We start from the raw sequence: 24,705 nt of genomic DNA, 5'->3' as shown, positions 1-24,705 counted from the left end.
TCTAAAAGATTTAAGACTGCTATGCTTATGCTCTCAAAGGTCTCAACCGGCTGTTCAAATGACAAACTAACAGAACTCTGACCGGCAAGGTTGTAGACCTCATCAGGGCAGTGTTTTTTAAATACCTGTATAACACTCCGAAAATCGTTCAAAGAAACAGACTCAACCGGCACCTTATCCCGCACCCCCAAATGAATAAGATTTGAAAAAGAGGCCAGAGAAGCATCGCGAGAAGTCCCAACCACCTGATATCCTTTATCCAAAAGAAAATCTGCCAGGTAAGAGCCATCTTGCCCCGTAATACCAATAATCAAAGCTTTCTTGCTCATAATTCTTCCTCAGAAACATGACCGATTACGATTGTTAAATTTGGGTCCAACGGGATGTTTTCCCCATAGTACAAATAACCAATTATCAGTTGGATAATATCTCTTAATCCATAGGCAATCCATTTTAAAATCCAGTTTTTATGAGCACCGGTTCTTTTAGTCCTGGCGCCATTATATATCCCTTTTACTTCCAACCCGGAAAGCTGTACAATATCCTGAATTTTTGATCCGGTTAAAGCAGTGACATGGGTTGCATCACTGTGCTGAAGAAACCTGCCGAATGGGCTTCCACCATTGGGGAATCGTGCAAGAATACTCCCTTTTTTTTCAAGGATTGTTTGAAAAAAATCAAATAAATTCGAAATCTCTTCCAAGGTAAGATGTTCAAGAACATCAAAAAGAAAAATACCATTGTATTTTTTCTTCGACCCGCCAAAGATATCTTTGACATCCCCCAAATAAACATTATGGCCCTGCTCTTTTGCCAGGTCATAAAAATCACGGTTGATCTCAACTCCGGTAATATTGAAACCTGATTTTCGGGTCCATTCCAGAAAAAGCCCTTCCCCAAACCCTATTTCCAGAATATTGTCATTTTTTTTAATACCTGCCCTGGCAGTTTCGATTTCAAAAAACTCAACAGATTCCCGGAAACTGTTATTTCCATACCAGAGTTTACGTTTCTGATAATTTTTAATTAATTTTTTTTTTATATCCTGTACCAAACTCTTTTTCCTATACCGGCGTGTATTCAGGAACCATTTTTGTCAATTGATCAACTATCAGCTTTCTATCCCTGCTCTTTACAAGCTTTTTCAGTACTTCAATATTCTCGGAAAGTTTGTCTATATTGCATTGTCGTGTGTTCAAGACCATGATCTTGTCATGCTTTGTCGGGACAACACCTTCATTGGCCGTCATTAATTCTTCATAGAGTTTCTCACCCGGACGAAGACCTGTATATACAATTTTAATGTCAACCCCTGGCTCAAGCCCTGAAAATCTTATCAGGTCTTTAGCCATATCATCAATTTTAACTGGTTTTCCCATTTCCAGAATAAAAATTTCTCCTCCCTTTCCCATGGCTCCGGACTGAAGAATAAGCTGGCATGCTTCAGGAATAAGCATGAAATATCGAATCATATCCTGGTGGGTTACCGTTACAGGGCCACCCTCTTTAATCTGCTTTTTAAAAAGAGGGATAACACTGCCTACACTTCCGATAACATTACCAAACCGGACTGTGATAAAATTTGTTTTTGACCTGATTTTTAATCGGGTTTCTGACCTGGCGTCCAAATTCTTCTTTTGAACAATCAGTTCGGCAATCCTTTTGCTTGCACCCATAATATTTGTCGGGTTGACAGCCTTATCCGTTGAAACAAGTACAAATTTTTCACATCCATACCTATCGGTGATTTCCACCATGTTAAGGGTACCTGTGATATTGTTCTCCACTGCCTTCCACGGATGTTCCTCAAGCATTGGGACGTGTTTGTAAGCAGCTGCATGAAAAACAATATCGGGATGGAAATCATTAAAAATAGTCTCTACTTCATCCTCATTCTGGATGTCTGCAAGTACAGGTATTATTTCTATATGCCTGAAATCTTTTTTAAGCTGCAAATCAATCTCGTAAAGAGGACTTTCAGCTCTTTCAAGCAGAATAATCTTTTCAGGGGAATACCTGCAGATCTGCCTGCACAGACCGCTTCCGATAGATCCTCCGGCACCGGTAACAAGAACCCGCTTTTTTCTAAGATATCCCCCTATCTTCTCCTGATCAAGATTAACAGGTTTTCTTCCTAAAAGATCCCTGTACTCAACATCCCTGATGGAATTAACGGTTACCCTGCCGTTTATCAGTTCCCCCATGCCTGGAACAATTCTGAACTTAACATCCGCGTGTGTGCATAAATCAACAATATGCCTCATATTCCGGGCACTGGCTGAGGGGATCGCAATGATGACTTCCTTGGCATCTGTCACATCCGTATAGTACTCAATTTCATCAATACTATCTAAAACAGATATACCATGGATTTTTCTTCCTATTTTTGCAGTATCATCATCCAGAAATCCTGAAACATGATACCCAATGATGGGGTTATCCCGAATTTCCCGACAAATTTTTTCTCCACAATTGCCTGCACCAACAATTATAACGCCGGTACTCTCCCTGTGTTTTTTATGAAAAATCTGAAGAATTGCCTTTGTAAAACTTTTCAGGCTCTTTTTATCACTGAATTGGTCAAATAAAAGTCTTGCAGCAAATCTTAAGCCTCCAATAAAAATAAGTGTCAGGCACCAGTCAATAATAAAAACAGATCTCGGGGTACCTTCAAATCTATTCAGATAAAGAACAAGGACAATAGTGCAAAAAACACCGATCGTTGATGCCTTGGTAACATTAACAAGATCATTCAGACTTGTATACCGCCACATTCCTTTATATAAATCAAAAAAGAGAAAACACAGGACCTTGACAATCAAAACATAGGGCAAAATCTCAATAAAGTTTTCAAAGGCCCATTCGGGGATTTGAAAATCAAAACGGATCATATAGGAAAGATAAAAAGAACAGGACAGCAAACCAATGTCTGCTAAAAAAACAATAAAAAAGTTTCTTGATAGCCTTATTTTCATCTATATTACAGCCTTATTTCGAATTATGACAGCAAACAGTGCAAAGAAAAGACCATATACGGCAAAGGACAAAAGTACAAACCCGATACCGGCCGGAATGAGCCGGATAATTGTCAAACAAACCATTACCTGAATAAAACCATATACAAAAGAAACTTTCCAGTGGGTCAGTCCCATCTCATTCACAAGTAATTGATAAAGATGTCTCCTGTGAGGTTTGGTCAGATTCTCTTTTTTGCCCACCCTTACAATCATTGCAGTCAATTCATCAAAATAAAAAAGGAAAAGGAATCCTGACATGCAGATAAAATCAGTAAAATCCATAGCCAAAAGGATTACCATTGATGCAAAAACAAATCCAATAAAAACACTTCCAACATCCCCCATAAACACCTTTGCTGTCGGTATATTGAAAAAAAGAAAGGCAAAACAGGACACAGCCATGGCTGAGCACAAAAGGATATACTCTTTTGGGGCACCAATAAGAGCTGCATAATAAGCCAGAAAAATAAAAGCAATCACAGCTGTGATACCGGCTATCCCGTTTATGCCATCCATAAAATTATATATATTGGCGGTTCCGGCAATATACAATATCATAAAAGGCAATAACAAATAGAAATGGGTGTCTTTTACATGCAATGCCTCAAACAAAACAGCAATAGAACAGATTATCTGAACAAAAAGCCTTGATTTAACGGAAAGCTCATTTTTGTCCCCCAGCAAACTCAACAAGGACACAATAACCGCAGGCAGCCAGAAAAAAAATGGCAAATTAAGATAAAGTGAAAAAAAAACAAATGTGAAAAGTATCCCGATACCACCACCTTTAGGAACACTTTTAGTGTGAGAGCTCCTTTCATTGGGCACATCAATAAGTCTCAGTTTAATCCCGTATTTTGAGACAAACCATGCCCCGCCGCCGCCAAGGATTAAGGGAATTATGGCAATTAATATGTGATCCATAATTTTATGTATTACAAAAATAATATGCTTTTTGCAAACCAATAATCCTTAATATCATTCTACATGGATGACGAAGCCTGAGATGGGAAGTGCAGCAGGTTCATTGAAAGGATCTGTAACGGCACGGACACCAATAATATAATCACCTGCACTGGGAAAAATGTATTGACAACTATTTACAGTCGAATAGTCCTGCATGACAGTCCATGGGGTAGAATCATAACTTGATACTCCGTAATTGGCGCGATAAAAAAATTTATAATAAATCGTTTCTCCTGCCTTAGTTGATGCACTCATACTAAACGTCACTGTGTCATTTGTAGTCGCTGTTGTTGACAGGTTATGGGTCATGCTCCGGATAAAAACCTCACTTTGGTCTCCAACCGTGATGGTCTGACCGATTAGGGGAAGCGCTACAGGCTCATTATTTGGGTCCAGAACAACCCGAACCCCAATGCTATAGCTGCCTGCCTGTGTAAACGTAAAGCTGGCCATATTACTGGTAGAGTAATCCTGAAGGACTATCCAGGGAGACGTGTCGTAACTGGGTGTTCCATAACCTGCTCTGTAATAAAATTTATAATAGAGCGTCTGGTTTCCAGGATTATTTGCACTGACCGTCACCATGATTGGATCATTAATCATAGGTCCGGACATAGTGCTGATATCTATGCCTGTAATATTCACAGTATCTGAAGAATCAGTCTCCTTCACAAAAGCCGCCACCCTAAGCCTTGTATTGTTCAAAGAAAGTGCATTATTTGCAGCATTAGTCTGGGTAATAGAAATACCACAGGGTAAACCATTGCATTTGGTAATATCAGGATTTGAAAAAAAGCCCAGGGTCGGCCCATCATAGCTCATGATGGTTCCAAATGCATTTACGCCTGCTGCATCATGCCCATAGGAATATGGATATGCACCCTGGGAGCTTGTATGGTCACGGTCATGACAGCACCCCATGTTATGGCCCATTTCATGGACCATGGTATAATCATCACAATAATATAAACCATCTCGTCCCTCTGAAACCACACAATATCCATTATCAGAATCCAGGGAGATATCTCTGCCATTCAGTCCATTAAGCCAGGCAAGACCGCAGCTGGTATGGTATGAGTTATTGTAAGGCCTTAAAAAAATGACAAGGTCTGCACCATACCGGCTGCGTAACGATGGTACAAGGAAAAAGCTGCCTGTTCCGTCAGTCATATTGTATAGAGCATCATGATTTGAACTCGTATTTGACTCATTTACAAATCCTGAGTAGACCAGACGAAAATTTATAGTTACATTACTGTCAGTACATGCCTGGTTGGAAAGTGCAACAAGCTCATTAATCCTTGTCTCAAGCTGTGACCCGGGATATTTATCAACCATATCCTGATCATATAAAATCATTATATCAATAGTGGTTATACTGCCATCATCACTTGCCGCAATTATTATTTTTTTTACTCTCATTTCAAGGACAGGAGGGTCTGGGACCAAAAAATCTTCCTGAATAGACGGGGCCTTAATCAGACCTTTTTCATCAATACTTTCAAGAAAAACAAAGGCTTTTTGACTCCTTATCTTATAAACGCCTTCAGGGGTTTGAATCTGCCCTTGAATAAGATTTTTCCCCTTTATAAGATGGACCCTGAAACTCTTATGAAAGCCTTTCAAATAGCCGAACCATGATATATCCCCGTTTTTATGGATGATTTTATTGTCATGAATAATGACATAATCAAGATGACCGATAATATCAAGGTTCAGTTCCGATCCAATGGGCTTCTCAAAAAGGCCCTCTACTAATTTGATTGGATACACACCGGGTCCGGCTGCCTCTCCTTGTTCAGGAATATGATAATAAAACAGATTTTGATCCGCTGCATACAAACAGGCTGTATTGACAAAAAATAATATTATGACTAACCATTTTCTCATTTCACACTCGCTTTTTTATATCCATAAACCATATCATACAATTTTTTCCAATTTATTGATATATCCCAATATAAAAAAAACAAAGTCTCAGATTGATTGTGGATATCTATTATGATACTAACAAAACAAATATTTTAATATTCACAATAAACTCACTTAATCAGAATCAGGATTTTCTGATCAATGAATTTTAAAACTCGTTATGGGAGTAATTATGAAAAAATTTTTTATATATTTAATGATCGGTGGCGGTGTGTTTTTCATTTGTATTGATACTGCATTTGCCTATTTAGACCCTGGAACCGGAAGCATGATCCTGCAAGCAATTCTTGGAACTTTTTTATTCATAGGAACTGCTATTGGAATATTCTGGCAGAGAATCAAAGAATTTTTCACCGGATCAAAAAAAAATTCAAAAAACGAATAATAAAGGCTTAAATAAATGGCAGTAGAAACCGGGTCATTCAGAGACCCTTCCGGACAGGTATTTATTTATAATAAAAAAATTTACCGCTGTATTTATCAACCCGGGTTAAAAGATTATCATTTGGCCAGTGAAAAAAGTATTTATGATGATTTAATTCAAAAACAAATGATGATTAATCATACTGAAGCCAATTTTGAATTTGCACCTGATGCTACTGAAATTTGTTTGGAACATCCCAGGCTCCCCTTCATAAGCTACCCTTGGGAATGGTCATTTTCCATGCTCAAAGATGCTGCTTTGCTTCATCTTCAGATCATGGAATATCTTATCCCAAAGGGTTTCTGGCTGAGGGATGCCAGTGTTTTCAACACTCAATATAGTGATACCGGCCTTTTGCTCATCGATACGTTATCCATTGGCGAAAAGCCGCCCCAAAGTCCCTGGGTGGCTTACAGCCAGTTTTGTTCACATTTTTTAGCACCTCTTGCGACCGCAGCTTATTGTGATATTAGAACAATGGGGTTATGGCGCAACTATATTGATGGGTTTCCACTTGACCTTGCAGTTAAAATGATTCCTTTTTATAAAAAATTTTCCCCCAGACTTTTTATGCATTTAACCCTGCATGCCCAGTTTCAAAAAAAAGCGGATCAGAAAAAAGATCTTTTATTGGATAAAAAGCACAAAAAGCCCAGCATGAATGAATTGTCATTGATAGGCATTATCAACTCCTTAAAAAAATGCATAACAAATATCAACTGGAAAAAGAACTCAAAAATCTGGGCCAGCTATGACGACATCCGAACATATGACACTGATGATATCAAAGAAAAAGCCGATTATATAAGGACTGCAATCAAAAAATTAAGTCCTTCAATGGTATGGGATCTTGGTGGTAATACCGGTGAATTTTCACTTATTGCCGCCGAAAAAGGCGCATGGGTTATCAGTATCGACGGAGATCCCGCGTGTACCGAACTTATTTATACAAAAATCACAAAAACACAAAACGGCAAACGAATTATTCCTTTGACCATGGATCTTGCAAATCCATCGGGTGGTTTGGGATGGGAAAACAAAGAACGGCTAAGCCTGAATCAAAGAGGCCCGGCTGACCTTTTGCTGGCTTTGGCCCTGATACATCATCTTGTTTTTTCAGCTAATATTCCTTTGGAGAGAATCGCGGGATGGTTTGCCTCCCTGTGTGAAAATCTGGTTGTTGAATTCATGCCGCCCGAAGACCCCATGATAAAAAAACTGGTTCAAAACCGGCCGGAGCATCTTCCCTATACTCTTGACATCTTTAAGTCAGGGTTTGGCAAATATTTTGAATTTTGTGATCAAAAAATTCTACAAAACAAAAGAATTTTGTTTCTCTGCAAAAAAAAATAAGATCAGATGTCAGAGCTTGTCCTCGAAGCCAACAGGAACAATCGTCATTTCAGTCCATAAAGAAGCAAGCTGTCTTATGTCTGTTCCTGTTCCCAATTCAAGAGGACTTTTAGCATCAGAATGGATAATTTGAATTTTTGGGTCATGCCCTTTCGGTAATGTAAGTATAGCATTGTAACTATTTAATCCGGGTTTTAACAAGACCTTTACTTCAGAAATATCTGTTTTCAATATCATCTCTTTTTGTTCATTAATGATGGACGGCATCAATTTAAACTCCATGGAAATCCGGGTATCTTTTTTAACAATTAAACCCTGGAGTACCATTTTATTCTCCCTTCCAACAGCCCAGCGCCAGGTTCCTTTAGAATTACTATCTTTACCTCCGAAGCCCTGCAGCAAAATCCCCTTTTCATCAAAAGAGCCCAGATCATAGAAAATGCCATCCTTTAAGAATAATTTTTCCGGTTTAACGGTATTCTGATTTTCTTTGATTGTTCCCGGAAAATGAAGTGATATTTTAGTCCAAAGGGCTGAAAGGTCTCTCACATCGCTTCCCATACCAAGGGATTTAGGGCTCTGTGCATCAGCATAAGCAATACCGATGACAGGATCCTTGTCAGCTGGAAATTTCAAAGAGATCTGATATTTTTTTAAACCCGGTTTAAGAAAAACCCCGGCAGAAGAAAGAGAGGTTGATACTATCATTTCAGTATTTTCATTTACCAGAAATGGCTTTAATGAAAAACCAAACTCCATCATCGAATCCTGGTCAAGCCTCAGTCCCGTAAAAATTATCTGTCCGTGCTTCCCAACCGCCCATCGATAATTATTATCCTTTCCCATTTTTCCTTTATGACTGAAATTGACCAGTTTAAGCCGTCCTTCATTCTCTGACCCGACTTTCTCGCTCACACCATCTTTTGGAAAGGCTATGACTTTTTTTTCATTTATTTTACCGCCAAATGAAACCAGTGCATTTTTAAGATCTTTATAATTGGAAATATTCAGCTTTATGATATCCGGTTCAATTTCTTTGCTTGGAAACCAGAAAAAGGAAGCATCTCGTTTTTCAGGAAAAACCTTTGAGTATACTGAAATCCCTTCCACCCTCTCAAAGTCGATACCGGGAAGGGCCAAAAGATCTGAAAGTGAAGGATACAAGTCAATCAACTGGGTCTCCAATGTTGAAATCTTCAATTTACCGATACTTTGAGCCGGTTTAATCATCAGCAGGGCATGGGTACGAGATAGAATATGATCTTTCAGATAATTATAAAATTCTTCGGGTATGTCCTCCGGGCTTTTAAAAAAATCACCCATGCGGGGAAGATCCGAATTGGCTTTAATTTTCTCAAGAGTGCCGTGAACGACATTGTTCTCTTTAAAAAAGAAACCTTCTTTGCTGTGTCCGGTATCTGCATGCACGATAATGGTTGAATTATTGTATCGTCCAAGCCGCTTTAATTCAGCAATAAGTTCCTCAACAAGTTTAAACGCATATCTGACCTGCCCATAATATCCCTTTGTACCGGTATCCCTGTATTCCAGACTATAATGACCATTTCCATCGTACACATAAGGTGGATGGGGCAATACGGAATGAAAATAAATATACTGCCCATTAGCCGGTCTTTGTTTTTCCGTTCTAATCATATGCTTGAATGCCAGAACTGAAGAAAATGGTTCTTTACCGTCTTCATAGGCAATGGGGATGGCCGATGTCTTTTCTTTGGAATCAGATAATAGTTGATTATACACCCGGGAACCGATTTTTTTTCCTATGGCCAGCGCTTCATTGGCAAACAGATTCGGCACGGATCTGGCAATCAGAATCTGAATAAAATCCTGATATTCCCTATTTTGTATTTGAGTGACTTGTTCATAAATATCATTTAAAGTATGGAACTCTTCTATAAAAGGTACGCGCCAATTATTTGAATATGCATATTGCCTTATTTGATACCCCTTTTCATACAACGCCTTAAAAAGACCTTTATCTTTATATACAGACTTATACCATGTTTCAAAGGAGCCTCCTTTGAAAAAACTGCCGGTGATATAACTGGGAAAAGAAGCATGCGTACTTAGATAATTTGCAAGAGTGTTAGGATACAAAACAAATCCGTCATACTTAACTGAATTATTATTTTCATCAAGATATATTTGAGCCGCATCGGTTTGCATTTCATCAAGAAGAATATGATATACGTTTCCTGTTATGGTTGATGATGCTTTTTGAGTTTTTTGCAAAATTATTTCCGGTTTTACGGAAAAAATGACGAGACCAAAATAAGCAAATGTAATCAAACCAACGACCAACAGTGCATATATGCCCTTTCGCGCGGATGACTCTATTGACTGTTTTATAAAAAAGAGTAAAAATGCTGCAAAAAAAACCGTTTCAATTATTGTATAAAAAAGGGGTTCCGTGCTCACCAGTTTTTCACCGGTAGCCAGATTTGTCTGCAACGGGGCAAATACATCAGCAACAAGGATGAAAATTCCTGCAAACAAAAATAGAGAAGCAACTATTTTGGCTACTCTTTCATTGAAAAAAATGAACAGTATCCGAATACAGATCAATAGGATTGCATACGCAAAAATACCAACCACATTGAGTTGTAAAGGGATTTGTTTTTTCCATTCCCAGTATTCCCGTGCATTATAATACAATTCATAGGGAATGATGAAAAATACTGTTAAAAAAAATACCAGTGGTATCAGATAATATTTTTTATTGGAACTCGTTATAGTTTTCAACATCCTCTATCCTCTGCCCTCTAATATTAACAACCCTTATATATGCCAAATTAAAAATTGACTTTAAAACTACTGGTATGGATAGTCCTGCCAATACATACAACCACCGCCAATATTGACTGGTACTCTTTATTATAGGAAAAGATGCCAGTTGATCGAAGGGAAGGTTGAAACAGTATATTGCCAGTAAATTGATCACTTTGAATGACAGGAAGTGTAAAGCGAGAATGGCAAGGGTATTTTGACCGATATAGTTTAGTAATTTTATTTTTTTAAATTCAGCCAATTTTTTGGAAATGTAAATATTTAAATATATGCCTGCAAAACCGGTCATTAACAAAAAAGGCGGGTTGATATACCGTCTTGCAGGAATTTGAGGAAAACCAAACTCCATGCATATACGAAGCATTAAAAATGATGTTACTGCCAAATAAATGTTGATGGGTATCTTATCTTCATTTTTCTTAAATAGATATCCGCCATAAAAAAATATTAATAAAACAAACGATATGTCTATATAAGGATGAATCTGAATTTTTAAAACAGACAAATGAATGCCTGACATGAAAATAGCCGCTATACAAAAAAAGAGTAAATAGGTGCGTTGTTTTTTTGAAATGAATTTCAATATGAAACTTAATAAACAAAACAGTGTGGAAGTAATTAATAGCGAGGAGACAAACCACATAGCTCCTGCCATCTGCTGCCTGGGTCTCAATTTCAGAATAGACAAAAACTGATCCCACATCATTTCATTGTTCAACAACATACCCGGCTTGTATACTTTGATGTCAACAAAAAAATTATTCAAAAAAAGAAACAATGAACAATATATAATAAACGGCAGATATAATGATCGGATTCTCTTTTTAATAAACAAACCCGGATTCTGAGTATATTTATCCTTGTAGAAATATCCTGAAATAAATATGAACATTTGGAGAAAAAATAATATTACAAAAATATTTAATTGTTTAATGGCAGAATGATATATTAATAAATAAAAAACTCCAAAAAACTTCATATAATTCATGAACCAGATTTCTTTTTTTTCTTCTAATTGATTATTCATATCTGTTTTTTTGGGGATCAGCTAAGTTCAACCTTCTGTGTGAATTCATAAAACCGTGTATACTTATGATAAGAACTCTTTTTTTGTCAAGAAAATATTTCTGAAATAAAATAGATATCAAAGAAATATTCCATATCACATTTAGTCTGTAACAACAAAATAGACGCTTTTCGAATGGCACGGCTGACGCATGAAATATTTTTTGTCTATATCAAGTGCAGTTGGGGCAGACAAGCGACTCAATGACCTTGTGTTGATTTCCTGTTTATGTTAGATTAAATTTACTGATTAATTTAAATAGGTTAAAGGAGATAAAATGTTAAAGAACACTTTTCTTGTAATTTTTTTTCTCTTTATAGAAACATTTTTATTGTGCATAACTGCATCCGCTCAATTGCGTAATTTTTCCTTTTCTCTTCCTCTTTTTTCATCGGCCAGCCCATGGAACCAAAAAATTATAAACGCGACAGTGGTGACAAAAAACGATCAGCAGATCCTTACATTATACCAAGTGCTTCGCGGTGATACAACAGGGTTTCACCCGGTAACCACAACTCCTGTGACAACCTGGCCCTTTATAGATATTAATTATAATGCCTATTCTGTTTCGATTTTTGCAATGGGGAGTAGTGTGCAGAATGTGATCGTAAAAGATTATAAAGGCAATGCCAGCGGGAATACTTCCAAACTACCCACAGGGCAAAACGGTATGATCCAGGTGCCGACTTCCGCCGGCAATATTCGTCCAGCCGGCCCCCAAGACACTGGTGCCGATGGACACCTGGTGCTCTTTGATACACAGACTGGACAGGCGTATGATTTTTGGCAGGCAACGACGGCCCAGGACATGTCCGGGAACAATCTTGGCGGAGGACAAACCGGTGCCGCTATCCTGGCAATGGGTGCTGTGGATTATTTTGATACGAATGGGACCGGCGTTAATGCGGATGGCATTTCCAGCGCCCGAGCAACGGGAGTACCGCTGCTGGCAGGTCTAATTTTGCCCGAAGATATTGAAAGTGGCAGCATTAATCATGCCCTGGGTTTCGCCATTCCTTTCCCCCGGAATTTAAACACGGCAGACCCTTTTACACCTCTTTCCTCCGACTATTTTTCACCCGCTTCTACGACAGAGACGGATTATTACAGCACTAATCCGAATGCACTGGCAGCGGGACAACGAATTCGTCTCAAGCAAACCATAGTGAATGAAAATGGACAGACCATTGCTGAATCCGGGGTGTCGCCAATTATGCTCATGTTTCTCACAGCACTAAGAACCTATGGTGGTATTGTTGTCGATAATGCCGGAGGGTTTTCATTTTATGCCGAGGATATTCACACGGGTAACCTTCAACTGACAGATGATCAAGTCAACCAGCTGATCGGCAACACCATCGGCACACAGATACCGTCCAATAAAACCAAATGGCAATTGGTTCTTGAAACGCTGGCCCGGGAGCTTGAACAGATACCCTTGGCATTCGGGCCTTGGACATCAGGCCAGGATCCGGCAACTGCAAGCATCACAACATCCAACTATGATGTTGTTGACTCGAAAGGTAACAGAAAAAGGATATTGCCTGGAATCAAAAAATGATAAAAAAGTCTGACTTGACAATAAAAGTATCTTCATTGTTTACTACTGTAACAAAACAAATGCCAAACGTCATTTACGGTCATAGCTTATGATAGGGACTCTTTTTTTGTCAAGAAAATATTTCTGAAAATAAACCAGATATCAAATGTACTTCAGGCGTGCAAATACCATCACTATGTATCAGGATTCCCCTAAATTTCCATCCAAGGCTCTGATGACCGGGGATATTCTTTTATTCGGTAACAATAAAGAAAACACTTTCCGAATATTTATTCCCAACAGGATCATACAGTCTTATTTCATATTTTCCAGGAGCAGTATAGAGACTGTCCGGTACCAAGGCTGAAAGAACTGACTTTTTTATATCAATAATTGTTTTAAGTTGACTTTTGTTCCATATAATAACAGTGTCTGGAGAAATATTTTCTCCTATAAGATAGAAGGCTGACATATTGTTTGGCTGGACATTAAATTTTTTACCGATCTGAACTGTGGTAGGCCCCCAGTTTGAAATTCGAAGTTTGTCATCTCCAACGCCCGGTGGATTATAAGGTCTGTATCTGAGAGACCTTTCAACATTTATATGAAGAACCAAATCAGGCTGGTATTTCTCTATCATGGCTGTATCAAACTTCAGACTGTCATATCCTACATAGGTGATTTCTTTAAATGTCTCATTGAGAAATGGTTCTATGTTAATAGTATATGAATCCCGGAATATCAGGACCCGAAGCATACCGGAGGCCTTGGTGGTTACAATTTTAGGGATGTATCCCTTTCCGGGATGTTTTACGGAAAGTATATTTGAAAGTTTTTTAAGAATAACCCTGTCAGCAAAGGGTTCTTTTTTATATTTTGATATATTGAGTATATTGCAAAGGTCTTTTCCAGGGCTTTTATAATATGAAATATTAACATCCTCTATAGATAAAGGATTTATATCGGGATAATATTTTTCCACTCTTTTCATGATTTCCAGATACCCTGCAAACCCTCCGTGATAATTCCAATGTGAATCTGTCATATAATATACTGGAAATTTTTTTTTGCCTCAAATATGGGTTTTCTAAGATCAACAAAATCTAGTTGAGAGCCGTCGATTTCAGACATGAGCTGATCAATTCGAGTAAGGGAAGACACTTTTGAAATCCAGTTAGGTAAATATTCTGAATATATTGTCATCTTGTTTGGTGGCACTGCTATTATAAAGGGTATTCCTTTTTTTGCCAGCCATGCTTTTCTTTCTTCCATAGCTTTAATCCAACGTTTGAGTTCTGAGGAAGTATAGAGGTTTATTCCTCTGTACTGATCCACCATGTCTCCGCCGGTATAAAAAAGCCAGCCTTCTTTGCCTTTGATTATTTTATCAGAAGGCGAAGCACCAAGTTTCAGGCGAAACTTATTATTCATTGAAACAAGCCATGACCGAAAACCAAAATAATCATTAAAATATGCATTTATCCGCTTGGGATATGCCCTTATTTTTTCAAGACTGTCAGGAAATTCAGGAATATGGTTGGGAGATCTTTTTTCTGTTTTTTTTATATAATTAATATCGAAAACGCCACTTATATGTCCGGCAGCAGGAATAAGAATCGCACTAATAAACAGAAAGATAACAATAAAATCATGAATTGTTTCATATGTCTTTGTTGTTTTATTGATTTCTATTAAATTGCTCATTTTAAAAACGAAAATAAATAAACGGGTTATACACACCTGCTGAAAGTCCCATGACAGCAGCTGAAAATATAAATATAAGGATCAGAAGGTGTACAGGCTTTGACATCATAATCCAGACCCGGTAGAGGATTGGCAGCTTTTTTGAAGTATAATCATCTATTAGCCTGGATATTTCGGTAATAAAGGGTGTAGAACATAAAATACCCACAAAAAGCGCAATCATAACATCCGGCTGAAGATATTTTAGCAATGGATATAGACTCCCGTCACCAGTACCGAATCCTATCATTGCCTTAAGTTGTTGGACTGCACGGTCAAAAGTCTCCGCCCTGAACAATACCCATCCAATGGTCACTGTACCAAGGCAATAGATATGGCGTAAAATCCTTGGCATTCGCACCAAAAACTTTTTGAACCCTAACCTTTCCAGGACCATAAAAAGACCGTGATAAAGCCCCCAAACAGCAAAAGTCCAGCTTGCACCATGCCAGAGTCCACATAGAAAAAATACAATAACAAGATTTATGTATGTCCGTTGTTTTCCTCTTTTATTCCCGCCCAAAGGGATGTAAAGGTAGTCCCTGAACCAGGTGGAGAGTGTGATGTGCCAGCGTCTCCAGAATTCGGTTATGGATTGAGAAATATAGGGATAATTAAAATTTTCAGGCAGGTTAAATCCCATCATCAGGCCAAGACCGATTGCCATATGGGAATACCCGGAAAAGTCAAAATATATCTGAATTGAATAGCAGATGGCTGCAGCCCAGGAAAGTGACGTATCAAGTGCATGGGACGGAATCTGAAAAATTTCGTCAACTGCTTTTGCAACTGAATTTGCAATAAGCATTTTCTGAGCGAGTCCGATGATGAAAAATTTGATTCCTTCTGCAAATTTCGGACAAGTAATGGTACGGCCGGAAATCTGTCTGGTAATAGTACTGAACCTCACAATGGGTCCTGCCACAAGTTGCGGAAACATGGAAATATAAAGTGCGACATTTATCGGATTTTTTTCAACCGAGGCTTTTTTTCTATAAACATCTATCAGGTATGAAATTGCCTGGAATGTGAAAAAAGAAATTCCCAAAGGCAGATGAACCGCTATTTCATCAATTAAAGAAATTTTCAAAAAGGCCAGCACTGAATTCATTGAATGTATAATAAATGTGAGATATTTATAAACACCAAGGACAAAAATATTAATCACTATGCCTGTGTATAGAAAAAAATGGCCCCATCTTTCCCTATAGGCTTCTATGAGCAGTCCAATGACATAATTGGCAAGACAGGAGAAAATAAGAAGCAGGACATATTCAATTTCGCCCCATGCATAAAACATTAGGCTTGAAACAAGCAAAAAAGCATTGCGGAATCTGCTAAGAAAGTACAAGATTAAAAAAGCGGGTAAAAAATAAAAAAGAAAAGAAATTGAGCTAAAAATCATTATTCTGCTGTTTCCTCAAATCTGATCGATGGAATGACAATCGTCAGAAGTATGCGTTTTATAAAGTAAATAGTTTATTTCTTAGTATTTTTTTTGGATATTGTTATTAATAATTCAAAGTGAAGTCAAGACCAGATTTAAAAAACTATTGCATTTATTCCCCAATCCGGATTATAATTTTCAATCCGTTCTTGAGGGTACTGAGGTTACCAACGAGTTTGTTATAAATAAGTAAAAATCGGGCTTATACGTGAAAAATCTAAAAAAATTTTTTTTTAGATTTTTATTTCTTGTAATCACATAGAATTAGGATTCAAGCATGAAGAAAAAATTTATTTTTCTTATAGCAGCTTTTCTCTTTGTGTCGATGATGGCCGTTATAGATACAAAGGCATTTGCCGCGGATGAAATAAAATGGAACACTTATGAAGAAGGGCTGTCTCTGGCCGAAAAACAGAATAAAAAAATCTTTATAAATTTTCATGCGGCTTGGTGTACGTTCTGTAAGAAATTAAAAAAAACAACGTTTAAAAATCAAAAAGTAATAGAGTATTTAAACAAATATTTCATAAATATTTCAGTGAACTCTGATAAAGAAAAAAATACTGCCAAAAAGTTTGGTGTGCGGGGGTTGCCGACTTTGTTCTTTTTAAAACCCAACTCGAACATGATTACCGGGAGACCCGGTTTTCTTGATGCAGAACTTTTTTTAAAAATTCTGAAATTTATCCACACTGATAATTATCAAAAAATGCCGTTTTCAGAATATGTAAAAACATTATAAAGTCCGAGTGAATATAAATATCCTTGAGAGGTCATGAGTATGGATGCGGCTGCTTTAATGCTTAAGAACCGTTCTTTTATTTCAGTTGATCCTGAAGCTCGATAACCGGGTCAGGTCTTCTGATAAATTGCAGGGCCTTAAAAATATATTTTGAATATATTTTTAAAATATTGGTCTTTATATTGTTTTCCCTACAGGCCTTTACAATTTCCCTGTTAAGAATCCAATTGCTCTTTAAATTTCTTGTACTGATACCACCAGTTCTCATCTTAACCAGAACCTGAGGCAAACAATAGTATCTCACCCTGTTTGTTCTTAAAAATCTTGCCAGAAGTTCAAAATCAGCAGCAATCATATAATCGGTTTTAAACAGTCCGTATTTTTCATAACAATACCTGTCCACAAAAAAAGCAGGATGGGCGGGCATGATACCATAGGCAAATTTATCAGGGTGAAATCCTTCTGAACTATAGTACCTTACAATCCTGTCAAGGTTATCAGGCAAAACATAAACAAGGTCACCGCAGACAGCTTCAACCTGTTTGGATTTGAATTCATGGACAACAGAGCTGATACAATTTGTCCCGTAGTAAATATCATCTGCATTCAGGATACCTATGACATCTCCTGTTGCAAGATCTATCCCTTTATTCATTGCATCATAAATGCCATTGTCCGGTTCGGAAACAAAACGTGTAATTTTGGATCTGTGTTTCGTTACGATGGACAGGGTGTTATCTGTTGATGCGCCATCAATAACGATGTGCTCCTTGAGCGGATAATCCTGGGAGTCAACCGACAATATTGTATCTTCTATGGTTTTTCCACCATTGTATACAACTGTAATGATTGAAACCTTGCATTTATTTTGTAATGACATCTTTCATACCTGAAGCCAGATTCCATTTGGGTTTAAACTGTAATTCTTCAATGATCTTCCCACCGATAGTCTATAATATTCTTGTTCTATTTCCCTGCCGGGATACTTACCAGACACCCCTTAGTCAAAACAAAATCCAAAGCAGATATCCCTTAGCTATCTGCTATACTTCCAGACACTGGTACATGCCCATAAAAATAAATAAAAAACACTTTTCAAAAAAGGAATCTGCTCCACATTTCGCAGTACATTCCAGTGGGGTCTTATCACTTTGAGCTTATTTGCCGTAACCGAGTCAGATCTCATGCGATAGCAGGCCAGCACTTCCTTGTTACCATAGGCATAATCAACATGATTTTTTAATAAATTAAGCCAGAATACATAATCATCACGTATGCTGCCCATGCTCTCGTCAAAGTAGAACTTTCCTATTTTTTTAATATCTATAACTGCGGTTGAAGGGAATATAGGTAAAGACTTCAATATTTTATTGTAATTCACCTTATCAGGAACTATAAACGGCGTAAGCCTTTCCCTTTTATTGCCTTCATCAATACGTTTATAGGATGAAAAAACAATGGCAGCATTTTTTAGCCTCATAAAATCAATCTGCTTTTCAAGAAAGCATTCAGACCATAAATCATCCGCATCCAGGAGCGCAATAAGATCTCCTTTTGCAGCCCTGATTCCTTCGTTTCTAGCTCCGGAAGACCCTTTGTTCTTTAAAAGGGAAATCAACCTGATTCGAGGCTCTTTTGCCATGTATTTTTCAACTTTTGCAATACCAGCCCCGCTGTCCGAGCTGCAATCATCTATAATAATAAGTTCCCAGTCTTTATAAGTTTGATTGATAACCGAATCAATTGTTTCTCCGATTAAATCAACTCCATTATACATGGGAATGATTATTGAAATTAAACTGCTTTGTATCATAAAATCAACTTAAAAACTGTTTATGTCTGTTAAAATCACCTTGAATACCATCCAGAACACACTTCAGATAATGTATATATTCCTTGAATGCTAATTTCCTATTAATCAGGAAGAACCAGGTATAAATTAAAAATTTTGCTAAAATAAAATGCTTTCCTCTGTAATGCCAGTAATTATAGGTACTATTTCTGATCAGGCATGTGAATCTTAATTTTGATTCTGAATAATTAACCGGGACTTTACCAAAAAAAATTCTCTGGTGGTCTGCTTTGTCCTCGGGATGATAAAAAATTGCATCCAATGCAGTGATGGTTTTAAAACCGGCTTTTTGGCACCGGTACTGATGTTCAAAATCATCTCCCCATATAAACATTTCTTTTTTAGGCCATCCGACATGCTCAATGATATTGCGGCTCATCAAAAGACCGTTAAAAGGAACTGCATACTCCATGATCCTGTTTTTAAAGGAAGAACGAAGTTTAAAATAAGACCGGGTCCATTTTTTCTGCCTGTCTCTTATGAACCAGGTGAGTTTATCCTTTTTTTCAGTATCAAGACTGATGGGCATAATATAATCAAATCTGTCGGTAAGTTCCAGCTGTTTTTCAAGGCAACCGTCTAAAGGATAACCATCATCATCCATAATCCACATATAATCGGGTTTATCATGATATGCCAGTTTCATTCCGACATGAAAACCACCGGCACCACCACTGTTCTCCTTTAATCGAAAATAATGGATATTCGTGTTATTTATCTGTTTTGTGTATTCATTGCCGGTTTTTTCAATAATACGCTTTTCAAGCAGGAACCATTTTGTACCGTCAACAGAGGCATTGTCGATGATATAAATACCGGTCAACGGAACGGTCTGGCCAAGCAAAGCTTTAATACATCTGAGCAGCAGTTCTTTCCTGTTATACGTTACTATGACGGCATTAATTATCATTTTTCCCCTTTTGAGGGAGGATTCTATTTTAACGGTTTTAAATGGTCAAGCCTTTTTTATTCCAAAAGTAGGGGTTTTCCCCTATTGACAATTCTTTTTTAATCTACTAAAAAAATTCAGACTCCAGGACAAAGCTAAGCCTTCTGCGAGGCAGGGATGGAAGGTCACGGTCTGAAAAAAAGCCGGGTTCCAGCGATAAGGGAATCTATTTTTTAAAAAACGTATTATTAATTTTAAAGGAAAATGAAATGAAAAAAATCAGATGGATTGTTTTAATTCTGGCAATGTTCTTAATGGTTTGTTTGTCGTCAAATGCTGCTGAAAACCTATCAGACTGGGATGAATTTATTGAACAGGGTGACGTCCAGTTTACAGTATCAGGTTCCACAGTGTCTGTAAGTGGAGCAGGTTCTATTGACGACTGGGCTTGGGGAAGTTTATCCAAATATTTTGAGCATGCATCCGGCATTACGGCAACAATAAATGTAAGCAGTTATAGTGGAGATGAAAGTGGTATTCGGTTAAGAAAATATATTGGCACCACATCTTCTGGAAACCGTATTCTGGCTGAAGTTAGCGTGTCCCAATACAAGGGTGATCATCGGATGTACTTTAGAGTTAGAGAAAGGCTTACGGATGGAACCACAGTTGAGGAGCTTGCAAACGGCGTACTTGGGCATTGGAGAAATATGTGGGAGATGAATGAAGATGTCACCGTGGGAATGGGAGTTATTGGAAATGATATCTGCTTTTATACCTCCAAAATTGATGCTGTGACAAAAGTAAAACTTGATTTGCCCCTGTCATCAATTGAGAGAAGCATCGAAATAACTTCCGGTCCGGCAGCTGGTAGTGCCGTTTCAGGAACAGTCAAGGATGTCACCATATTATATGCCGATGACATGAAGGTTTTTTCAGATGCTGCATCTGTAAACAATGGGTATCTTGCTACCTCGGACTTGTGGATCAAGGCTGTGATAGAGGCTGATGGTGGTGACATTAATGCCGTGTTTAACAAGTCAGGTGAAAAAGTAACTTCAAGCGGTGCTACTGTGGTTTATGGCCATTTTTTCGCAAATCCTTCCGATGTCTCCTGGGGAGATGGAGCAAATCCTGATTTATATGTTAAAATATGGTTTGATCCAAGCGGTAGAATAGACGTTAACTATTTCCATGTTTCTGTTCCTGATATTGTTGTATATTCAGATTATCCCTACGATGGTTCCTATGATCAAACAGGGACAACCACAATGGATAATAGATATATACGGCATGAATTTACAAAACAATAATATGAAATAATAAATCAAAAAGGCAGGGTCATTGGCTTGGCTCTGCTTTTCTGGCTATTCAACTTTTTTTTATCGGACTGTTTTCTTTTCGGTAAATTGCAAGATGGCATGCTTATTCAGATGGGCGTCTTTAAAAACCGGTGAGATTAAAATCGCATTCTGAAAACAGGTCCGGGCCTTTTTCAAATCACCTGTATTTGCATAACAAACACCAAGATTATTATGGGAATAGATATGCCAGGGATGTAATAAAAGCGCTTTTTTAAAATCATTTATTGCATCATCAATGTGCCCTGATGAAAAATTGGCAAGCCCCCTGTACCAGGTTATGGGATTTGAAACCGTATCCATGTTATAAAATAAAGATTCTGCCAGATCAGATTCATATATGGCAATATCCCATTTGCCTGATTTCACAGCCTGAACCATCTTTCTTGCATGCACTTCCGAATTCATTCTTATGAATCCAGCCACTATAAAAAAGGCAAGCATAACCATCATGCCAAGATGAAATCTTTTTATTGGCAAACGTTTGTCTGTTTTTAGCAGGGGGAATAACCTGTGATATATTGAAAAAATCGAACCTGAAATAAGGGCAAGGAATGTACTATGGAAAATTCTTTCCCTTGGAAAACTAAAAAAAGCTATCACCATATATCCTATAACGCCGTATGCCATGAACAGGACAAATGATTTTCTTTTATCGCTATTATCATGTGATAGTATTTTTATACTATATGAGATGATAACTATAAAAAAACCAATAAAAAAAAAGAACCCAGGAAAACCGTATTCTGAAAGGACACCCAAATAGTCATTATGCGGTCTTTGAAAAACTATTTCTGTTTTTTGACCGGATGCATTTTGTCCTGTTTCAAAATGTCCATACCGAGGATAATTAATTTTCCATTGTCCGGGTCCTACACCTAATACAGAATTATCCTTGATCATATCCATTGTATTTTTCCAGAGTTCAACTCTTTTTTCTAAATTTTTTGTGGATAAAACTGAAGAATAAGAAGAGTGGTCCATGAAAAAAAGAAAACTGCAGCTTACAATAAAAAGCAAGCCCGGTATTGCAATGATTTTGATTATTTTTTTGTTGAATACATAATTTCTCCGATGATTTCTATAATAAAGGCTTGTGCAGGCAAGAATGGCTGCGGACAAACCGATTGCCAGCCAGACAGACCGTGTTCCTGTCAAAAAAATCGCGCAATGTATACTTATGGCAGATATCAAACTCAAAATTCTCCAAAGACCGGAAAAATTAAATAGGCCAAAAAGTACAAATGGAGACATAAGAAAAAGAGAGGAAGAAAAAAGATTTTTATTTACCATTAATGAATAGAGACGATAGTTGAAAAGGTCTAAAATTCCAATGATGGAAAAAATTATCCCTGAAACAACAACACTTTTAGCAATTAAATAAACATTGTCTTTGTTTAAACCCGCAATAATCGAGACCACATAAAAAAAAAGAAAGAAAAGAAGCAGTTTTTGCAAATCAAAAACTGCTTCTGCCCAATTTACCGATCTTGTGAAAGACAGAATCTCAATTACGGCGAAACAGGCCATAAATATAAAAATTGGCCTTGAGATAATATTAAAATGATCTGGTTTGATTATTTTTGATTTTATACACGTCACAAGAAATAAAAGAAAAAAGGTTAAAACAGCCCAGATATTAAATCGAAGCGATAGTACAGGATCAATTGTCAAAGGATGATAGGCATAAGGGATAATAAAAACAACACCTATAATCAGTGTCCATAAAACCAGAAATTTTTGGTTTATGATCATGGGCCCAAATGCCCTGTCGGGGTTCCCTGGATAAAGGTTGTATTCGCTCCTGAAACGTTAAGATTCAAATTGCTGTCCCGGAGATGGTCCCTGTTGCTTCTGCCTGCCTCAAAACCTTCTGACTGATACTCATTTGGCATTTGGAGTGTTGGCAGACCAGGCTCGGGTTTAATACTTAATATGGACGGTAATCCTGCGAATTTTTTCGTTTTATTGTGGGCTTTTGGAATACCATATAAAAAGAGAGTAACTTTACAGTGATTATCATCCCATTTCACTGCATGGTTAATTCCCTTCAGTATTCGTGTAAGTGATTCTTCAATGGTTACATTCTTTAAATTGATACTGATCTTATACTCAACAGATTCCCCTGTTACAAAAATTTCATAACCAGACAGTTTGGAAATTTTTTCAAGGCAAAAATTGAAAGATGTATTTTTCAATTCAAGGGAAAATACTGGTCCTTTATCAGCTTCAACACCTGCATTACCAATGTAAAATTGATTGAGAAAAAAATATGAGAGAAAAATATACAGAAAAAAAATATAACCATTCCTATTTATTTTCATCTTACCGGAACCATCAATTATTGGATATCAAATTTGTTCCAGTCAGTTCAATGCTGAGTTGTTCACCCAGAATTGAGTACTGACCCATACCCTTTACCATGCCAATACCCTTTGCAACCCAATATATAATTGTCATGTCCTGGGTTCCATTAGTGCTGTTCATATCCGGTATAATAGTATTACGTTCTACTTTAATTACATTCTGGTATGTTATTCCATTGACGGTAACTATCTCATCTTTGGCTAAAATCTCCCAAATTTCAGCCGAGGTGCCACTGCTATCAAAATATTCTATTCCATAGCCTGATATATCAATATACCCATCCATCGTAGCAGTTACCATATTCTGCTCGTTAAAAATATATCCAACAGAAAAGGTGTCCAGATCTTCCCTGTCAAGAAACCATTCTGCTTCAGGTGAAAAAATAATATTCATATAAAATTTAACAGTCACAGATTCACCCGGAACCGACAAAGACATGTCCATTGTCAACGCTTCGTTTTGAATCAGTGTTGTACTGACAGATGCAGTAAGATCTGAGTCTACATTTACATCAATGGTACCCGTAGCATCCCCGGAAACTGAGGCGTTAAATTTTACGGATCTTTTAGTTCCGGAAGCATTGATATCAACTCTAAGATCACTAAACTGCATGCCCAGGTTAATATTGTTCATAGAGACTGAAAGGGGATTCCCTCCATTAATTTTATAGATCCAATAGGGTGCTATTACCTTCCCACATGAGTCTTCCGCAGTTATTGGAAAGTAAGATGCACTGTATTGGGTATTATTTTCAGATCCTGTACCGTATTCATGCCTGTAATATCTGTTCTCCATGGTGGTCTTACTATACTGATTTGAAGTACTGCTACCGGAATACACCGAATAGACATCAATATCAGGAACTGATACATGGAAAAAATTGACATCAATTCTGCCGCCATGATCAAACCATATTTTTACGTATAGATCAGGATTGTTCTCGCTGCCCCAGGTTACATCTGACGAGCTTGCATAGAAAAAGCCCCAGATGACTTGATCCCCGGACGAAGTTGTCTCTTCACCGCCCTTTTTCCATACTGCATCAATAGCACCTTTTTCCACGGTATTGATAACAGCCATGATTGAAAGTTCAGTTGTAACCTGGTATTCGCTTCCAAATACCAGGGATGACGGCATAAAAAACAACACCCAGAAAAAGCCAAGTAATATAATTCTTTTTATCATTATCTCTTTTTCC

General features: G+C 37.5%; 21 protein-coding genes. 5 read left to right on the top strand and 16 right to left on the bottom strand.

Annotated features, from left to right (window positions below):
- The 5 genes from K8S13_RS23190 to K8S13_RS23170 form a co-directional block, all read right to left on the bottom strand.
- Nucleotides 1-329: GDP-mannose 4,6-dehydratase (locus K8S13_RS23190; protein WP_291466101.1), on the bottom strand; the 329-nt coding region annotated here is incomplete at its 3' end.
- The gene (locus K8S13_RS23185; RefSeq protein ID WP_291466100.1) at nt 326-1,054 is read right to left on the bottom strand and encodes a class I SAM-dependent methyltransferase; all 729 of its coding nucleotides are present in this window, start codon (nt 1,052-1,054) and stop codon (nt 326-328) included. The genes K8S13_RS23190 and K8S13_RS23185, both read right to left, overlap by 4 nt.
- A 10-nt stretch (nt 1,055-1,064) precedes the next feature.
- The gene (locus K8S13_RS23180; protein ID WP_291466099.1) at nt 1,065-2,975 is read right to left on the bottom strand and encodes a nucleoside-diphosphate sugar epimerase/dehydratase; all 1,911 of its coding nucleotides are present in this window, start codon (nt 2,973-2,975) and stop codon (nt 1,065-1,067) included.
- Nucleotides 2,976-3,941: a glycosyltransferase family 4 protein gene (locus K8S13_RS23175; RefSeq protein ID WP_291466098.1), complete on the bottom strand. Its 966-nt coding sequence runs from the start codon at nt 3,939-3,941 to the stop codon at nt 2,976-2,978. It lies immediately after the preceding gene.
- Between the two features lie 54 nt (nt 3,942-3,995).
- Nucleotides 3,996-5,873 carry a M12 family metallo-peptidase gene (locus tag K8S13_RS23170; protein ID WP_291466097.1) on the bottom strand — a complete coding sequence of 626 codons (1,878 nt, stop codon included), beginning with the start codon at nt 5,871-5,873 and terminating at the stop codon, nt 3,996-3,998.
- 214 nt (nt 5,874-6,087) lie between these two features.
- Here K8S13_RS23170 and K8S13_RS23165 point away from each other — a divergent pair, with 214 nt between their 5' ends.
- Complete coding sequence (locus K8S13_RS23165; RefSeq protein WP_291466096.1) at nt 6,088-6,300, top strand: hypothetical protein; 213 nt, start codon at nt 6,088-6,090, stop codon at nt 6,298-6,300.
- A 15-nt stretch (nt 6,301-6,315) separates the two neighbouring features.
- On the top strand, nt 6,316-7,692 hold the full coding sequence (locus K8S13_RS23160; RefSeq protein ID WP_291466095.1) for a hypothetical protein: 1,377 nt from the start codon (nt 6,316-6,318) through the stop codon (nt 7,690-7,692).
- Between the two features lie 9 nt (nt 7,693-7,701).
- Here the strand turns inward: K8S13_RS23160 and K8S13_RS23155 are convergent, their stop codons facing one another.
- Nucleotides 7,702-10,458, bottom strand: coding sequence for a sulfatase-like hydrolase/transferase (locus K8S13_RS23155; protein WP_291466094.1), 2,757 nt, complete (start codon nt 10,456-10,458; stop codon nt 7,702-7,704).
- Complete coding sequence (locus K8S13_RS23150) at nt 10,430-11,488, bottom strand: acyltransferase family protein (RefSeq protein ID WP_367172845.1); 1,059 nt, start codon at nt 11,486-11,488, stop codon at nt 10,430-10,432. The genes K8S13_RS23155 and K8S13_RS23150 overlap by 29 nt, the downstream gene beginning before the upstream one ends.
- Before the next feature lie 355 nt (nt 11,489-11,843).
- On the opposite strand from K8S13_RS23150, the gene K8S13_RS23145 reads away from it, so the two are divergent.
- A complete protein-coding gene (locus tag K8S13_RS23145; RefSeq protein WP_291466093.1) occupies nt 11,844-13,127 on the top strand; it encodes a hypothetical protein in 1,284 nt (427 codons plus the stop codon).
- A gap of 232 nt (nt 13,128-13,359) precedes the next feature.
- Here K8S13_RS23145 and K8S13_RS23140 read toward each other — a convergent pair whose 3' ends face one another.
- From K8S13_RS23140 to K8S13_RS23130, 3 genes are read right to left on the bottom strand one after another with little or no spacing between them, the layout of a single operon-like run.
- Entirely contained in the window at nt 13,360-14,151 is a 792-nt protein-coding gene (locus K8S13_RS23140; RefSeq protein WP_291466092.1) for a hypothetical protein, read from the bottom strand.
- Nucleotides 14,148-14,810, bottom strand: a complete 663-nt coding sequence (locus K8S13_RS23135; RefSeq protein WP_291466091.1) for a hypothetical protein — start codon at nt 14,808-14,810, stop codon at nt 14,148-14,150. Before K8S13_RS23135 ends, K8S13_RS23140 begins: the two co-directional genes overlap by 4 nt.
- 1 nt (nt 14,811) lies before the next feature.
- Nucleotides 14,812-16,149, bottom strand: coding sequence for an MBOAT family O-acyltransferase (locus K8S13_RS23130; RefSeq protein ID WP_291466090.1), 1,338 nt, complete (start codon nt 16,147-16,149; stop codon nt 14,812-14,814).
- Nucleotides 16,150-16,573: 424 nt separating this feature from the next.
- Between K8S13_RS23130 and K8S13_RS23125 the strand changes: the two genes are divergently transcribed.
- Nucleotides 16,574-17,038, top strand: coding sequence for a thioredoxin fold domain-containing protein (locus tag K8S13_RS23125; RefSeq protein WP_291466089.1), 465 nt, complete (start codon nt 16,574-16,576; stop codon nt 17,036-17,038).
- Between the two features lie 76 nt (nt 17,039-17,114).
- Here K8S13_RS23125 and K8S13_RS23120 read toward each other — a convergent pair whose 3' ends face one another.
- The 3 genes from K8S13_RS23120 to K8S13_RS23110 all read right to left on the bottom strand — a co-directional run bounded on the left by K8S13_RS23120 (nt 17,115) and on the right by K8S13_RS23110 (nt 19,800).
- A complete protein-coding gene (locus tag K8S13_RS23120) occupies nt 17,115-17,918 on the bottom strand; it encodes a glycosyltransferase family 2 protein (RefSeq protein WP_291466088.1) in 804 nt (267 codons plus the stop codon).
- 156 nt (nt 17,919-18,074) lie between these two features.
- Nucleotides 18,075-18,851 (bottom strand): glycosyltransferase family 2 protein, encoded by a 777-nt coding sequence (locus K8S13_RS23115; protein WP_291466087.1) that lies wholly within the window; start codon nt 18,849-18,851, stop codon nt 18,075-18,077.
- Nucleotides 18,852-18,855: 4 nt separating this feature from the next.
- Nucleotides 18,856-19,800, bottom strand: coding sequence for a glycosyltransferase (locus K8S13_RS23110; RefSeq protein ID WP_291466086.1), 945 nt, complete (start codon nt 19,798-19,800; stop codon nt 18,856-18,858).
- A gap of 248 nt (nt 19,801-20,048) precedes the next feature.
- Between K8S13_RS23110 and K8S13_RS23105 the strand changes: the two genes are divergently transcribed.
- On the top strand, nt 20,049-21,092 hold the full coding sequence (locus K8S13_RS23105) for a hypothetical protein (protein ID WP_291466085.1): 1,044 nt from the start codon (nt 20,049-20,051) through the stop codon (nt 21,090-21,092).
- A gap of 69 nt (nt 21,093-21,161) precedes the next feature.
- Here the strand turns inward: K8S13_RS23105 and K8S13_RS23100 are convergent, their stop codons facing one another.
- From K8S13_RS23100 to K8S13_RS23090, 3 genes are read right to left on the bottom strand one after another with little or no spacing between them, the layout of a single operon-like run.
- Complete coding sequence (locus K8S13_RS23100) at nt 21,162-22,895, bottom strand: O-antigen ligase family protein (RefSeq protein ID WP_291466084.1); 1,734 nt, start codon at nt 22,893-22,895, stop codon at nt 21,162-21,164.
- Nucleotides 22,892-23,464 (bottom strand): hypothetical protein, encoded by a 573-nt coding sequence (locus K8S13_RS23095; protein ID WP_291466083.1) that lies wholly within the window; start codon nt 23,462-23,464, stop codon nt 22,892-22,894. Before K8S13_RS23095 ends, K8S13_RS23100 begins: the two co-directional genes overlap by 4 nt.
- 13 nt (nt 23,465-23,477) lie before the next feature.
- Nucleotides 23,478-24,692: a hypothetical protein gene (locus K8S13_RS23090; protein WP_291466082.1), complete on the bottom strand. Its 1,215-nt coding sequence runs from the start codon at nt 24,690-24,692 to the stop codon at nt 23,478-23,480.
- Nucleotides 24,693-24,705 lie beyond the last annotated feature (13 nt).

The sequence above is a fragment of the Desulfobacula sp. genome, from assembly GCF_021107415.1.
The sequence above is the reverse complement of the archived record's forward strand: the minus strand, read 5'-3'. Positions and strand labels throughout refer to the sequence as shown.